This is a genomic window from Brachybacterium squillarum M-6-3 (assembly GCF_000225825.1).
In the GTDB taxonomy this organism is placed as follows: domain Bacteria; phylum Actinomycetota; class Actinomycetes; order Actinomycetales; family Dermabacteraceae; genus Brachybacterium; species Brachybacterium squillarum.
Window position 1 is genome coordinate 78,381 of record NZ_AGBX01000001.1, and the last position, 15,151, is coordinate 93,531.

A 15,151-nucleotide genomic window follows, 5' to 3' on the forward strand; every position below is an offset into this window, starting at 1 on the left:
GCAGGCGCGTGCCTGCCTCGGGATCAGGATCAGGGTGCGGGGCTCGGCGCTGCCCACACGGGGTGCGGCCGGGGCCCACGCCACGGTCGACCGCCCATTTTACACGCGCGCGGGGGCGGTCCCACCCTCGGCCCGTGCGAGATCGCTCGCAGTGCGGGCCCCCCGCTCGAGCTCGGCCGCGACCTCCTGCACGACCAGGGCGTCGGCCACGTCGTGCACCCGGTCCCGCAGGATGCGGCGGGCCCGGCGGGCCCGGGCCGCCCCGGCGAGCGCGGCGAGGGTGCCGCCAGCGACGGCCAGCAGGATCCCGGCGCCGACGCCGAGGGCGACCAGCACCGTGGGCAGCGGGATCGGCACCCACAGCTCCTGGACCATCGGCATCGGCGGCGCGGGCACGCCGAAGAAGCCGAGCACCGCGTTCAGCGCCAGCCAGCCCAGGCCGACCACGGCCGCGAGCAGGGCGAGCCACTGCAGCAGGTTCCACAGGGGCCACCACCAGGAGGTGTCGCGGCCGCGAAGGTCGGCCTCGGCGACGGCCTGGTCCAGGCCGTCGGGCAGCTCGGCCTCGCGGGCGCGGGCGGCGCGGCGCACGGCGGCCCGCCAGGGGTCGCTGCCGCCGCGGGAGGCGGCATCGGCGAAGGTGCGCACGCCGCCGGAGGCGCGGGCGCGGGTGGCGGCGTCGGGCTCGGGCAGGGAGGTGCGCTCCAGGGTGTTGGCCTCCCGGCCCTGGGCGATGCCGAGGCGGCGCAGCGGGTCGGTCCGCAGGCGGGAGATCCAGCGCAGCGGGGGCCAGCCCACCCGGGTGGCGGCGCGGTGACGGTAGGAGCCGCCGACGGCGGTGACCACGGGCTCGATGCGGGCGGCGGCCTGCAGGTCCGCGTCGAGGGCGCGGATCGCGGCGGCGGGCACCCGCTCCGGCAGGTCCGCGGGGTCGGCGGCGGCGCGCAGGCGGCGGGCGGCGGCGGTGACGTCGGCCCGCTGGCGGGAGGCGGCGGCCTCCCGGGTGCGGGCGATGTCCACCAGGGCCTCGCGCAGCTCGGCGACGCCCTGGCCGGTCTCGGCGGAGGTGCCGAGCACGGGGGCGGACTCCAGGCCGTCGCGGCGGGCGAGGGCTGCCAGGGAGTCCAGCACCGGACCGCGCTCGGCCTCCCGGATCCGGTCGAGCTGGTTCAGCACCAGCACGGTGACGGCGTCGTGCCCGGCGAAGGGCCGCACGAAGTCCTGGTGCAGCACGGCGTCGGCGTACTTCTGGGGGTCGGTGACCCAGACGATCACGTCGACCATGCCGGTCATGTGCTCGGCGAGGGCCCGGTTGGCGGCCTCGCGGGAGTCGAGGTCGGGCAGGTCCAGCAGCACGATGCCGGGGGCCCCCTCCTCGCGGCGGCGGCGAGGGGCGGCGGCGGTCTCCAGGGCCGCGCCGGTGCCGTCCAGCAGGTGGCGCTGCTCGACCCCGAGCCAGTCCAGCAGGGGGTCGGCGCCGAGCTCGCCGAGCACCGCGGCGACCGGCTGGGAGGTGGTGGGCCGGCGCACCGCGGCGCGGGTGACCTCGGTGCCGACCAGGGCGTTGACCAGGGAGGACTTGCCGGAGCCGGTGGCGCCGAAGACGCCGATCACGGTGTGCTCGGCGGAGAGGGCGCGGCGGCGGTCGATGCGGTCCAGCACGTCCCGGGCGGCGGCGACGTCGACCGCGGGGGCGATGCCGTCCAGCAGCTCGGTCGCCTCGGCGAGGGCCTCGATCCGGGCGGCCAGGGGCACGGCGGAGCGGCGCCGGGGGCTCATGCCTGCTCCCGGATCCCGGCGGCGAGCCGTTCCAGGGCCTCGGCGTCGGCGCCGAGGGCGGCGGCGCCCTCGATCCCCTCGAGGGCGTCCAGGCGCGCGGTGAAGGGCTCGAGCCGGGAGTCGACCAGGGCGTCCAGCCGCGCGGTGAGCTGCTCGCGGGCGATCCGGGCCATCCGCCGCACGGCCTCGTCGCCGAAGATCGTCTCCAGCAGCTTCTGGCCGACGACGGCGGTGCCGGCGCCGACGCCGACCTCGAGGCCGGTGGGGATGAAGGCGGTGGAGGCGAAGACGACGATCATCAGCGCGACCCCGACGACGTTGACGCCGAGGGAGAGCACCCGCGCCCTGGTGCGGCGGTCGGCGCCCTCGGTGCGGACGATCTCCAGCACGTCGCCCTGCCAGGCGCGGATGGAGGCGGCGGCCTGCTCGGGGAAGTCCTCGGGCAGGCGGGAGAGGTCCGCCCCCTCGGCGAGGGCCTTGCCGGCGGGGCTCGCGCGCCAGGCTCCGTCGGCGCGCTCGGCGCCGCGGGCGGACTCGTCGACCACGACCTGCACGAGGCCGGTGCCGAGGGCCTGCTCGGCGGCGACGGCGGGGGCGGTGCGGCCGGTGAGGACCATGCCGATGCGGTCGCGGAGGCGGGAGATCATGCTCTCCACCCCGCGGAAGAAGTCGCCGGTGCCGACGACGTCCTGCCAGCGGGCCAGCACCTCGCCGCGCAGCAGGGTGCCGTCGCCGACGGCGGCCTCGATGCGCGACCTCGCCTCGGCGAAGGCGTCCTCGGCCTCGCCGCGCAGCCGGGCGACCTCGGTCTGCTGGGCCAGGCCGTGCTCGGCGACGGTGCGGGCGGAGCCGGCGAGGTCGGCGACGGCCCCGGCGAGGGTGCGGCGGGCGATGCGGGCGCGGGACTCCCCGTCGGCGGCGAGGGAGGCGAGGTGGCCACGCAGCTCGGCGACCACGGCGGCGGGCAGCAGCGGCTCCTCCCCCATCTCGGTCTCGGGGACCAGCAGCAGGCGCTGCACCTCGATGCCCTCGGCCTCGAGCATGGCGCGGAGGTCCGCGCCGAGCTCCTCGGCGACGCCGGGGCGGTCGGGGATCCGGTTCATCACCACGTCGACGGTGACCTCGCGGCGGGCGGCGGTGCGCAGCACCTCCCAGGGCACGGCGTCGGCGTAGCGGTTGGCGGTGGTGACGAACAGCCAGAGGTCGGCGGCGCGCAGCAGCTGGCGTGCGAGCTCCCGGTTTCCGGTGGCGACGGAGTCGATGTCGGGGGCGTCCAGCAGGGCCAGGCCGCGGGGGATGCCGTCCTGGGCGCGCAGCTCGAGGCTGGTGGCGGCGGCGTCGCCCTCCGCGGCGGGCCCGGACACGTCCGCGAGATCGCCCTCCGGGAGCGCGCCGGCGTCGCCGCCGCGCACGCGGGCCAGGCCCGGCAGGATCCGGGTGCCGGTGAACCAGGCCTCGTCCTCGGGGTGGTGCAGCAGCACGGGCCGGCGCGTGGTGGGACGGATCGCGCCGGAGCGGCTGACGACCTCGCCGACCAGGGCGTTGACCAGGGTGGACTTGCCGGCGCCGGTGGAGCCGCCGACCACCACCAGCAGCGGGGCGTCCAGGGACGCCAGGCGCGGGGCCACGTGGTCCTCGAGCTGGGCGAGGGCGGCATCGACGTCGGCGCGGGCCTGCTCGGCCCCGGCGACGGGCAGGGGCAGGCGCAGCTCCCGCAGGTGCTCGGCGAAGTCTGCGAGCACCGCGGTGGAGGCGGTCGGGCTGGTGGTCATGTCTCCTCCGGGCTCGGTGCGTGCCCCGTCCGTGCGGGGCCCCGCCATTCTGCCTGGTGGAGCATCCAGCGGCACGGTGACTCGAGAGTCACAATGTGGGCATCCGCGACGAAGACCCCGACGACCGGGGTGGAGAAGGTACTCATGGCCAGCGACCGAGGAACACACGACGACCCCGACGATTGGACGCCGGAGCATCGCACGGTCCGCGGGCACGCACGGTGGTTCGTGCCGCTGCTTCTCGCGCCGGTGTTCTACTACGGCTGCGCCGTGCTCCTCGTCCTGATCCCGTCCGACCGGGACGGGATCGGGGCGCTCGGCTTCTCGCTGCTGACGCTCGTGATCGCGGCCTGCGTGATTCTCGGCCCCGTGGTGTGTCTGGTCTTCGTCGTCCGGGGCCTCCGACGGATCTGGATCAGCTGGCGGCGGTCGCGAGGGCACTTCTCTCGCAGGGATCGTCAGCAGATCGCCGAAGCCCGGCAGGGGCACGAGGCGGTGGAGTACGCGATCCGGCTGCGCGAGGATCTGCTCCGGGGCCGTGGCGCTCCCATCCTCCGCCCCGCCGACCTCATGCCTGCTCACGGGGAGGTCTTCCATCTGCGGGGGGCCTGCCGGTACCAGCGCTTCTACGGGCAGGATGTCACCTACACCACCTCCTCCCCGATGGCCTACGGACGCCCTCTGTTCGTCGCGGCCGTCATGCTCACCTCGGCGGCCTCGAACTCCGCGGCGAGGTCGAGTGCCGCTGCCGCTGCCCGTGCCCAATGGCGCGAGCACCAGGTGCTCGACACGATCGTCACGGACCGGCGACTCTTCTGCCGCAGCGCGGCACGGGGCTGGTTGACCTTCGACTACGGGGGCATCACGGCCTTCCACCCCGACGCGCCCTCGCAGTCGATTGTCCTGGAGTTCGAGCGAGGCAATCCCCTCTACCTCAGCGGACCCATCGTGCCGGCGGCCACGATGATCATGGTCGGGCACCGGCTCGGTGCGGAGGGACTGCGCTCGCACGCCTCCGTCCAGCAGCTGCTGGCCTCCCGCGGGCCGGCCGCGGCGCGTCTGAACGCACTGGAGCAGGGGAGGTTCTGAGGGTTCCATCGCCGGGACCGCGCGCCGAGGGCGCGGGGATCAGTCCAGGAACGGGTCCAGACCCCACTCGGGGAAGGCGGCGCGGCGGGCGGCCTGCACGGCCCGGTCCAGGGGGTCCTCGGGGTCGTAGCCGGCGGCCCAGTCGGCCACCTCGAGGCCGCGGCCGTCGCCGTAGGTGAGGACCGTCGGGTCGGGCCACAGACCGTTGGCCTCGCGGGCGGCGGCCGCTGCCTCCAGGTAGTCCTCGGGCATGCGGGCCTCCGGGTCCAGGGGGTCCCCGGTGGCGACGGCGATGAGCTGCGCCCAGGAGCGCGGCACCACGTCGATCACGGCGTAGCCGCCCCCGCCGAGGGCCAGCCAGCGGCCCTCGCAGACCTCGTCGGCGACCTTCCGCAGGGTGGTCATCACGGCGCGGTGCGCCTCGAGGGTGACGCGGAAGTCGGCCAGGGGGTCGGCGCGGTGGGTGTCGGCGCCGTGCTGTGTGACCAGCAGGCCGGGGCCGATGGCGCGGGCCAGGGCGGGCACCACGGACCGGATCGCGCGCACCCAGCCGGCGGCGTCAGTGCGCGGCGGCAGCGGCACGTTGATGGCGCTGCCCGTCGCCCCGGCGCCGCCGGCGTCCTGCACGAAGCCGGTGCCGGGGAACAGCCGCTCCCCCGTCTCGTGCACGGAGAGGGTGATCGCGCCGGGCTCGTCCCAGAGGGCACGTTCGACGCCGTCGCCGTGGTGGACGTCGACGTCGATGTACAGCACCCGGCCGACGCCGGCGTCCAGGGCGTGGCGCAGGGCGATCGCGGCGTCGTTGTAGATGCAGAAGCCGGAGGCGGAGCCGGGCTTGGCGTGGTGCATGCCGCCGGCGACGTTCACGGCGCGGCGGGCCCGGCCGGCGAGGATCTCGTCCAGCCCGGCGAGCGTGCCGCCGACGATCCGGGCGGAGGCCTCGTGCATGCCGGGGAAGGTCGGCACGTCGTCGCCGCCGAGGCCGAAGGGCAGCAGCTCGGCGGCGGGCGGCGCGGTGTCGGGCTCGGAGGCGCGGCGCACGGCCTCGACGTAGGCGGGCTCGTGCACGCTGGTGAGCTGGGCGTCGGTGGCGATCGGAGCGCCGATCACCCGCACCCCGGGGCGCTCCAGCAGCCCGGCGGAGCGGGCCAGCTTCTCGGTGAGCTCGAGCCGCACCGGGGACATGGGGTGGTAGGGGCCGAAGTCGTAGGCCAGCAGCGCCGGGTCCCAGACCACGGCGCAGCCCGGCTCCTGATCCGGGTGCTGGGCGGCCGGGTCCTCGCCGGCGGTGCTGCCTCGCTGCATGTCCGAAGCGTACCGATCCCCGGCGTGGGTCGTAGACTGCGCCGCGGCAGCGAGCACGCGACGGAGGGGTGAGGACGTGGATCCACGCAATCCCTCGACGGCGCCCATCCACCCGGCCCTGCACCCCACCCGGTCCACGGTCTCCCGCTTCCGCCAGGTGATCCAGCACTTCGCCACGCCCACCCCCGCCCGGCTGGCACTGACCGCCTTCACGGGCCTGATCGCCCTGTTCACGGCGCTGCTGTCGCTGCCGGCGGCGAGCGCCGACGGGGAGCGCACCGCCCTCGTCGACGCCCTGTTCACCGCCGTCTCGGCGGTGTGCGTGACGGGCCTGGTCTCCGTGGACACCGGTGAGCACTGGTCCGACCTGGGCCTGGTGATCATCGCGGTCGCGATCAAGCTCGGCGGCCTCGGCATGCTGACCGTGTTCTCCCTGCTGAGCCTGTCGGTGATGCGGAAGATGAACCTGGCGCAGAAGCTGCTGACGGCCACCGAGACCCGTACCGAGAAGCTCGCCGAGGTGGGCAACGTGGTGCGCACCGTCGTCATCACCTCCTCGATCTTCGAGGTGGCGACGTTCATCCTGCTCACGCCCTACATGATCGTCACCGACCATCCGCCGGGCCGTTCGGTGTTCCTGGGCGCGTTCTATGCGATCAGCGCCTTCAACAATGCCGGCTTCATCCCCGAGGCGGAGGGTGTGGCCCAGTACGCCGGGGACCCGTTCTTCCTGATCCCGGTGGGGATCGCGGTGCTGGTGGGCTCGCTGGGCTTCCCGGTGATCCTGGTGATGGTGAAGAAGTGGAAGCACCCGGTGCGCTGGAGCGTGCACGTGAAGCTGACGCTCGTCACCACCGGGATGCTGTTCGGTCTCGCCTGGGTCGGGCTGCTGGCGATGGAGTGGGCGAACCCCGACACCCTCGGCGAGCACGGCATCGGCCGCAAGCTCCTCACCAGCTGGTTCACGGCGATCATGCCGCGCTCGGGCGGCTTCTCCACGCTGGACATCGGACTGATGACCGGCGAGTCGCGGCTGCTGATGGACGCGCTGATGTTCATCGGCGGCGGCTCCGGCTCCACCGCGGGCGGCATCCGGGTCACCACCTTCGCGCTGCTGATGCTGTCGATCTGGGCGGAGGTGCGCGGCAACCCGGACGTGGAGGTCTTCGGCCGTCGCATCCCCTCGGAGACCATCCGGCAGGCCATCGGCGTGCTGGTGATGGCCGTGTCCGTGGTGATGATCGGGACCTTCCTGATGCTGCGGATGACGGCCTTCACCCTGGACCAGTCGCTGTTCGAGGTGCTCTCCGCCTTCGGCACGGTGGGGCTCTCGACGGGCATCACCGGGACCCTGCCCACCGATGCGAAGCTCGTGATCATCGCGCTGATGTACATCGGCCGGCTGGGGCCGATGACGGTGGCGGCCTCCCTGGCGCTGCGCTCACGCACCCGGATGATCCGCTACCCCCTCGAACGTCCCATCGTCGGCTGAGCGCCGCAGACACCGACACACCACTCCCCCGACCGCCCTCCCGACCGCAGGAGCACCCCATGCCCCGTTCCCGTCAGAACAGCGACAGCGTGCTGGTGATCGGCCTCGGCCGCTTCGGCGCCTCCCTGGCCTACACCTTGGAGCGCCTGGGCACCCCGGTGCTCGCCATCGACACCAGCGCCGAACTGGTGCAGGAGAACGCCTCCCTGCTCACGCATGTGATCCAGGGCGACGCCACCCAGGCGGAGGTGCTCTCCGAGATCGACGCCGCCTCCTTCTCGGTGGCGGTGGTGGGCGTCGGTTCCTCGGTGGAGTCCAGCGTGCTGATCACCGCGAACCTGGTGGACCTGGGCGGTCCCGTGATCTGGGCGAAGGCGATCTCGGCCCCGCACGGGAAGATCCTGCGGCGGATCGGCGCCCACCACGTCACCTTCCCCGAGGCCGATGCCGGCAACCGGGTGGCGCACCTGGTCAACGGGCGGCTGATGGACTTCATCGAGTTCGACGACGACTTCGCGATCGTGAAGATGCGCCCGCCGAAGGAGGTGCACGGCGCGAGCCTCACCGACTCCGACATCCGCCAGCGCTTCGGGGTGACGATCGTGGGCGTGAAGTCCCCCGGCAAGGACTTCCACTACGCGGCGCCGGACACGGTGATCCAGCCGCACGACGTGGTCATCGTCGCCGGGGAGACCTCGAAGATCGAGCAGTTCTCGAAACGTCCGAAGTGACTCCGGCGGGGATCAGTCCCCCGCCATCTCCTTCGAGCGGTCGGCGGCGGCCTGCATGGCGCTGGCGATGGCGGCGCGCCCGCCGCGGCGCTCGAACTCGGCCAGGCCCTCCACGGTGGTGCCGCCGGGGCTCGTGACGGTGCCGCGGGCGACCGCCACGTGCTGGCCGCTCTCGCGCAGCAGGCCGGTGGCGCCGCGCACGGTCTGCTGCACCAGCTCGGTGGCGAGGTCGCGCTTGAGGCCCTCGCGCACGCCCTCGTCGATCATCGCCTCCATGAGGGAGAAGACGATGGCGACCAGGGAGCCGGCGGTGCCGATGAAGGCGTGCACCTGGCCCTCGGTGATGTCGACGCTGACGCCGGCGCAGGAGAACAGGGCGTGCACGAGATCGTGCTGGGCGTCGGTGACGGCGTCGCCGCGCATGAGGCCCACGGCGCCCTCCCCGACGGAGATCGGCACGGAGGGCATGGCCCGCTCGACGGCGGTGTCCGCGGGCAGCGCCTCCTGCATCTGGGCGAGGGTGGTGCCGGCGGCGAGGGAGACCACGACGGCGCCCTCGGCGAGGCCGTCGCCGATCTCGGCGAGCAGGTCGAGGATCTGGTAGGGCTTCACCCCGAGGACGACGACGTCGGCGCCGTCGACGGCGGCGGCCCGGTCAGCGGCAGCGGTCACGCCGAGCTCCGCGGCGGCGCGCTCGCTGCTGGCCGGGGAGGAGTTCACGATCCGCACGTGCTGTGGGTCGGTGCCGGCGGCGAGCATGGCGCGCACGACGGGGCCGCCCATGTTGCCGGCACCGATCACGGCGACGGTGGTGGTGGACAGGTCGGTCTGCGAGGCGTTGTCGGTCATGCTCCCCACCCTAGGGGCTCGGCCCGACACGGTGCCCGACAGGTGCCCGGCGGGAGCGGTGCCCACCAGGTGACGTGCTCAGCGACCCCAGTGGGGCGGCACGTCCCCGGCCAGCCGCGCGTCGTTTGACTCGTCGCTGCCCGGCTCGGGGGCGTCCTCCGCCACCCGGTCGGGCAGGATCTTGCCCTCCTCGCGGGGCGCGGCGGCGGGGCGCTCGGCGGGGGCGTCCCAGGCGATCGGCTTCCCGGTCATCGAGGAGATCACCACCCGCCCGCCGGGCGCCCCGGTGCTCACTGGCGCTCCTGGAAGCGGCGGATCGCGCTGGAGACGGAGACGTCCAGCAGCACGGAGCGCTGCTCGAAGCCGAGGAAGGCCCGCACCTCGGTGGCCAGGTGCTCCTCGAGGCGGGCGCGACCGTCGGAGCAGACGTACTCGACGACCGCGTCGAAGTCCTCGCTGGAGTAGAAGGACAGCGGGTGGCCGGCGGGCACCTGCGGACGGGGCAGGCGGTGGCGGATGGTGGCCACGCCCTGCGGGGAGCTGCCGGACTCCTCGGCCTGGACCAGGCGCAGGGCCCGGTCCAGGGAGCGACGGATGCGGGCGGCCTCGCCGTCGGGGTCGATGAACAGCGCCCACGACCAGACCCGCTCGGTGGCCCAGCCGGCGGCCTCGAGGCGCTCGGCGCGCAGCCGGTCGCGCTCGCGCTGGCTCGGGGTGGCGACGTAGCGGGAGCCGTCGGTGTCCACGGCCAGCAGCAGGCGGCCGGGCAGGTCGGGATGGCCGAGGGCCAGCTCGATGCGGTCCTCGGTGAGGCCGAAGTCGCGCTCGACGACCAGGCCGAGGCGCCAGAGCCGGTCGGCGAGGTCGCGCACCAGGGCATCGGTCTCCAGCTCCCGCGGCTGGTGCGCGGGGGTGGTGGGAGCGGCCGGATCCTCGGTGGAGGTGTCCTCGGACGGGTCCGCGGTGCCGTCCGGGTCCTCGGGAACATCCGAGTCCGCGACGGCCGGGGTCTCCACGGAAGCGGTCTCCGCGGGCTGCTCCGGACTCCCCGGGTCCCGGGGCTCGGCGGCGGCATCGGCCGTGTCCTCGGCCGACGAGTCCTCACCGGTCCCGGGCTCGGTCGGCGCGTCCTGGTCCTCCGTCTCGACCCCTTCGCCCTGCACGGCGTCGTCCTGCACGACGTCGTCCCGCACCGCGTCGACGGAGCCGGCGTCGTCGTGCTCCTCCTCGGCCTGCCGGGCCTCGGCGGTCTTGCGGGCCAGGGCCGCCTCGATGGCGGCGTCGAGGTCCTGCTCCTCCCGCTCCGGGGAGACGGGGGCGGCCTCGGCCGGGGGCGCGGGCACCACGGCGGGCACGGCGCCGGTGCGCGGCGGCCGGGTCTCGCGGGCGGGCTCCTCGGCCGGGGCGGGGCTCTCCCCCGCCGCGCCGGTCAGCGCCGCCACGTGGGAGAGCACGGCGACGTCACGGCCGCCGCGCAGCACCCACAGCAGGGCCCGCAGGTCGCGGGCGCCGTCGCTGCGCAGCCGGGAGGGGTCCAGGTCCTCCACGTCGATCGCGGAGACCACCAGGGTGCGGCCGCGGGCGCGGGTGACGAGGGTGGCCAGGGCCTTGCGACCGCCGTCCTCGGAGAGCGGGCCGAAGCGGTGCAGCAGCCGACCGTGGGGGGTCTTGCCGAAGCCGAGGGAGACGATCACGTCGTCCCGCACGATCCCGGCGGCGTGGGCGGCGGGCACCACGGTGAAGTACTCCCCCGCGGCGGGGTCGAAGAAGCCGCGCAGGGCGGGGATCACGGAGACCGTGTTCATCACCCGCTCCATCACCCGGCGGGCGTGCTCCGCGGTGACGGTGAGCACCGCGAGGGAGCGCTCGGGGCGGCTGCGGGCGTGCTCGATCACCAGGTCGGTCACCCGGCGCAGCTCCGCCTCGGTGGACTCGACGTACTCGGTGGCCTCGGAGACGGGGCCGGTGCCGTGCTCGACGCGCACCAGGCGGTCGTCCTCCGCGGGCACGGGGCTGGGCACGGCGACGGTCTCCCCGGCCAGGCCGCGGCGGCGGGCGAAGGCGCGCAGGCCGTCGCGGGCGGGCTGCGGGTCGCGGTGCAGCTCGGCCCAGGGGGCGATGCGCAGCATGTCGTCCAGCAGACTGGGGGCGGCGTCCCCGCCGTACTCGAGGGGGTCGCCGACCACGACGGTCTGGGCGCCGCGCACGATCGAGGGCAGGGCCGCGGCGGTGGGCAGGCGGCCGCCGTCGGCGACGATCACCACGTCGAAGTGGCGGCCGCGCGGGATCACCTGCGGCACCAGGTACGGGGAGGCCAGCCAGGTGGGCCGGGCGCGGAACAGGATGTCCTCGTACTTGGCGGCGAGGTCCCGGATGGACACGGTGGAGGAGCGGGCGAGCTCCCCGATGGCGGCGCGGGAGGTGTCCGGGTAGGCCTTCATCGTGGCCACCCGGGCCTCATCGGCAGCGGCGTGGACCCGCGCGGAGGCGGCGGCGAGGGAGGCCGCGTCCAGGCGGCGGAAACGCTCGGCGACCTGCGAGAGGGAGGTGCCGTCGTACTGGGAGATGGTGGGCTCCGCGCCCGCGATCAGCTCCAGCACGCTGCGCCACCAGGCCAGGTCCAGCTCGGAGGCGACCTGCTCGCGGGGCACGCGGCGGGTACGGAGGTCCTCGACCAGCTCTCCGAGGCCGTCGAAGGCCAGGCGGCGCAGCAGCTCGGTGCGGCGCGGCAGGGTCGCCAGATCCGCACGGTCGCGGTGGAGGGCGTCGAAGCGCTCCTGCAGCACCTCGATGTCGGTGCCGAGCAGGTCGGCGCCCGCGGGGGTACCGTCCAGCAGCACGGCCAGCTCGTCGAGCAGCTTCTGCGCCTGGGCGACGGCGCCGCGGGCGGTGTCCAGGGTGCCGGGCACGGAGGGGCTCGCGGTCTCGGAGGCGGCCACGCGACGCCAGTCCTCCCGCACCTGGGCGGCGACGGCGAGCTCCTGGTGCAGGTCCGGGGCGAGGGCGGCGGGGCGCTGCAGGGCGGCGGCCTCGCGGCGCAGGCGACGGCGCTGGCCCCAGCTCAGGGTCACCCCGTGCTCCTCGCGCCAGCGCTTGTCCCCGGTCGCGGCGACCAGGGCCGGCAGGTCCGCGGAGAACACGGCGCCCTGGAAGGTCTCCAGCACCACGGCCACCCGGTCCAGCAGGGCGATCCGCTCGGCGAGACGTCGGATGGAGGTGGCGGGCTGCAGGCCCAGGCTCTCGCCGGTGGTGGTGGCGGCTCGGCGCAGGCGCGGCAGGCTCAGCTCGCGCAGCTCCCCGATCAGGGCCTCGGCGCGCCGGGCCTGGGTGTCGGAGCTGATGGGCGCGCCGTACCAGGCGGTCTCCTCGGGACCGGTGCTGAGCACGCCCAGCTCGGCGGCCTCCTGCAGTGCCTCGGCGTAGCGCAGGCGGTCCTCGCCGATCATCTGGGTGGCGACCTCGCCGCGCAGCCGCACGGTGGTGCGGGGGGCGGGACGGCGACGGGTGAGGGCGGCGAGCGCAGAGATCGCGTCGTGGGCGGAGGCGCCCCAGGGCTGCTGCACCCGGTGCATGGCCTCGACGTGGCCGGTGAGGATCTCGCGCATCTCCCCCAGCTCGGCCGGGTCGGCGTCCTGGGCGCCGAGGCCGTGGCTGCCGGCGCGTCGGAGGCTGCGCAGCAGCGCGGCGGAGGCGTTGCGCTGCAGGGAGGGGTCCGGCGAGAGGTCGAAGACGAGCTCCTCGACGCCGCGGCCGCGGGCGATCTCGACCAGCTCGGCGAGGTGGCGGCGGCGCTGGGAGAGCACCAGCACGCTCCTGCCGCGGGCGTTGAGCTCCTCGGCGAGGTCGACCACGAGGTCCAGGGTGGGGCTGCCGGGGGCGGCGGCCACGGCGAGGTCCTGCCCGGCGAGCACCTGGGCCAGCACGGCCTGGTGGTCGGGGTCGACGGCGGCGACGAGCTCCTGCTCGGCGGGCAGCTCGGGGCGGGGCGCCGCGGCGGCGGTGCGCAGCTCCTCACGGGCGCCGCGGTCCCCGGCCAGGGCGGCGACCAGGTCGCTGCCCGCCCAGTCCTCGCGCTCGGCGGCGAGGTCCTCGGCGACGGAGCCGGCGGCGTCCATCAGGTTGCCGACGACGAGGGCGTGGGTGATGCGGAAGCCGGGCAGCGGCTCCCCGAGGGAGCGGAAGGCGTCCAGCACCGGGTTCGGGTCGAAGCCGTGGGTGGAGTCGGTGGTGGCCAGCAGCGCGCGGGCGTCGACGGCGACCCCGGCCTCGCGGAGGGCGCGCAGCAGCACGGGGTTCAGATCGGCGGTGGCGTCGATCTCGAGGTCGACGTCCTCACGGGCGTTGCCGCGCAGCCGCAGGGTGATGGGGCGGACCAGCACGGGGGCGTGCACGGGGGCGGCGCCCTCGGCGGGGATCCAGCTGGCCTCGCCGATGCCGAGGTGGCAGGTGGTCAGGCCGACCTCCTCCGCGTGCCGCTCGGCGACCTCGCGGATGGTGCGGGCGTGGGCGCGGGCGTCGGCGAGGGCGCCGACCTCGCGCACCAGGGAGGAGAGCCGGGTGGGGCCGCGGCCGGCCAGCAGCTGGGCCAGGCCCGAGGGATGGGAGTGGCTGAGGTCCAGCACCGTGTCGCCCGCGCGCATCTGGGTGAGGAAGGAGGGGGCGGTGCTGCCGCCGGTGATCTGGTGCGCCCAGCGGTCCAGGGCGTCGGCGACCACGTCCTCGCGGCTGAGGGGCTGGTGGTCGCGCGGCTGGACGGGGAGGTCGTCCTCGTCCTGCTCGGGGGCGATGCCGGCGCCGACCTCGTCGAGGCGGCGCTGGACGACCACGTCGACGCCGCCGGTGGCGGGCTTCCCGGGCGCGGGGCGGGCCGTCGTCCCGGGGCGCGGCTCGGGCTCGGCGGCGGGCTGCTCCGGCCCCTCGGAGGCGGTGCTCGCCCCCTCGGCCGGGGTGCTCGAGGAGGGGGCCGTGTCCTCGGAGCGCTTCTTACCGCGCAGGAAACTCCACATGGTGTCCCAGGCTACCGGGAGCGGCCTCCCGCACCCCCTCGACGTGCCGGGCCGGGACGGGAATCACCGCAGGTCGCCCCGGGTTTCGCAATCAGGGCGAAGCAGGCGTCCCGGACAGGGATCACACCTCGTGCAGACGCACCCCGGTCTCGCCGAGGTGGGTGCGCAGCTCCTCGGGGACGGGCCCGGCGATGACCAGGTCGGTCAGGGCGGCGACGGGGCAGATGCCGGCGAGCGCGCGGTGGCCGAGCTTGTCGGGGGTGGCCAGGCCCACGACACGGCGGGCGTGGCCGATCATCGTGCGGGTCACCCCGGCCTCGGCGTCGGAGTTGCAGGTGAGGCCGGCGTCGATGTCCAGGCCGACGGTACCCACGAACATGGTGTCCAGCCAGAGGTCGCGCATGGTCGCGGTGGCCAGCGGCCCGGTGAGCTCGAAGGAGTAGGGCTCGGCGACACCGCCGAGCACGACGGTGCGCACGGAGGGGCGCAGCACGGTCTCGATGGCGATGTTCAGGGCGGCGCAGACGACGGTGAGGCCGGGGGTGCCGTCGCGGGAGTCGACGTCGGGGCGGGCGACGGCGCGGCGGGCGGTGGAGGTGGTGGTGCGGCCGCCGTTGAAGCCGATGATCTGGCCGGGCTCGATGAGGGCGGAGGCCGTCGCGGCGACCCGTTCGCGCTGGGTGCCGTCCTGGTCGGTGGCGCGCGGGGTGGCGGCCAGGGAGTAGGCGACGTCGACGGCGACGATGCCGCCGTGGGTGCGGCGGGCGAGCTGGGCGCGCTCCATCTCCACGAAGTCGCGGCGCACGGTGGACTCGCTGATGCCGAGGTCGGCGGCGACCTGGGACACGCTCAGGCGCTTGGCCTCCGAGAGCAGGGTGAGGATGTGGTCCCAACGCCCGGACTTGTCCAGTCCCGCGGTCCCGTGCTCCGCACCGTCGCGGCCGGGCTCGGTGGCGCCGGCGGGTGAGGAAGGAGACGAGGCGGGGGATGAGTCATCGGATCTGCGCAGGTTCACGCATGCAGTATTGCGCGGATGCCGGGAGGTCTGCCGCAGATCGCTCATCTTCAATCATCTGTGGCCGGATTTTCCCGATCACGTTTGAGTCACGGGCGCCTCGTGCCTATGTT

Annotated in this window: 10 protein-coding genes; 3 read left to right on the plus strand and 7 right to left on the minus strand. The window is 75.0% G+C overall.

What is annotated here, in order from left to right; all coding sequences use genetic code 11:
* Positions 1-99: 99 nt before the first annotated feature.
* Positions 100-1,779, minus strand: a complete 1,680-nt coding sequence (locus tag OM98_RS00425) for a GTPase (RefSeq protein ID WP_010532583.1) — start codon at positions 1,777-1,779, stop codon at positions 100-102.
* Complete coding sequence (locus OM98_RS00430; protein ID WP_010532584.1) at positions 1,776-3,551, minus strand: dynamin family protein; 1,776 nt, start codon at positions 3,549-3,551, stop codon at positions 1,776-1,778. Before OM98_RS00430 ends, OM98_RS00425 begins: the two co-directional genes overlap by 4 nt.
* A 228-nt stretch (positions 3,552-3,779) precedes the next feature.
* Between OM98_RS00430 and OM98_RS14595 the strand changes: the two genes are divergently transcribed.
* Positions 3,780-4,640, plus strand: coding sequence for a hypothetical protein (locus tag OM98_RS14595; protein ID WP_139017530.1), 861 nt, complete (start codon positions 3,780-3,782; stop codon positions 4,638-4,640).
* Positions 4,641-4,679: 39 nt separating this feature from the next.
* On the opposite strand, the gene OM98_RS00440 is transcribed toward OM98_RS14595, so the two are convergent.
* Positions 4,680-5,945, minus strand: a complete 1,266-nt coding sequence (locus tag OM98_RS00440; protein ID WP_010532586.1) for an acetoin utilization protein AcuC — start codon at positions 5,943-5,945, stop codon at positions 4,680-4,682.
* A gap of 76 nt (positions 5,946-6,021) precedes the next feature.
* Here OM98_RS00440 and OM98_RS00445 point away from each other — a divergent pair, with 76 nt between their 5' ends.
* A complete protein-coding gene (locus tag OM98_RS00445) occupies positions 6,022-7,437 on the plus strand; it encodes a TrkH family potassium uptake protein (RefSeq protein WP_010532587.1) in 1,416 nt (471 codons plus the stop codon).
* A 59-nt stretch (positions 7,438-7,496) separates the two neighbouring features.
* Positions 7,497-8,168 (plus strand): potassium channel family protein, encoded by a 672-nt coding sequence (locus OM98_RS00450; RefSeq protein ID WP_010532588.1) that lies wholly within the window; start codon positions 7,497-7,499, stop codon positions 8,166-8,168.
* A gap of 12 nt (positions 8,169-8,180) precedes the next feature.
* On the opposite strand, the gene proC is transcribed toward OM98_RS00450, so the two are convergent.
* From proC to OM98_RS00470, 4 genes are all read right to left on the minus strand, one after another.
* A complete protein-coding gene (gene proC / locus OM98_RS00455) occupies positions 8,181-9,017 on the minus strand; it encodes a pyrroline-5-carboxylate reductase (protein WP_010532589.1) in 837 nt (278 codons plus the stop codon).
* Between the two features lie 78 nt (positions 9,018-9,095).
* Entirely contained in the window at positions 9,096-9,311 is a 216-nt protein-coding gene (locus OM98_RS00460; protein WP_010532590.1) for a hypothetical protein, read from the minus strand.
* Complete coding sequence (locus OM98_RS00465) at positions 9,308-14,023, minus strand: hypothetical protein (protein WP_010532591.1); 4,716 nt, start codon at positions 14,021-14,023, stop codon at positions 9,308-9,310. Before OM98_RS00465 ends, OM98_RS00460 begins: the two co-directional genes overlap by 4 nt.
* 121 nt (positions 14,024-14,144) lie before the next feature.
* Positions 14,145-15,038 (minus strand): DeoR/GlpR family DNA-binding transcription regulator, encoded by an 894-nt coding sequence (locus OM98_RS00470; protein WP_010532592.1) that lies wholly within the window; start codon positions 15,036-15,038, stop codon positions 14,145-14,147.
* Between the last annotated feature and the right edge of the window lie 113 nt (positions 15,039-15,151).

Bases quoted from the DNA above. Each gene is read 5' to 3' on its own strand.
- OM98_RS00425 (WP_010532583.1), bottom strand. From the start codon at position 1,779: ATGAGCCCCCGGCGCCGCTCCGCCGTGCCCCTGGCCGCCCGGATCGAG.
- proC (WP_010532589.1), bottom strand. From the start codon at position 9,017: ATGACCGACAACGCCTCGCAGACCGACCTGTCCACCACCACCGTCGCC.
- OM98_RS00450 (WP_010532588.1), top strand. From the start codon at position 7,497: ATGCCCCGTTCCCGTCAGAACAGCGACAGCGTGCTGGTGATCGGCCTC.
- OM98_RS00465 (WP_010532591.1), bottom strand. From the start codon at position 14,023: ATGTGGAGTTTCCTGCGCGGTAAGAAGCGCTCCGAGGACACGGCCCCC.
- OM98_RS00440 (WP_010532586.1), bottom strand. From the start codon at position 5,945: ATGCAGCGAGGCAGCACCGCCGGCGAGGACCCGGCCGCCCAGCACCCG.
- OM98_RS00430 (WP_010532584.1), bottom strand. From the start codon at position 3,551: ATGACCACCAGCCCGACCGCCTCCACCGCGGTGCTCGCAGACTTCGCC.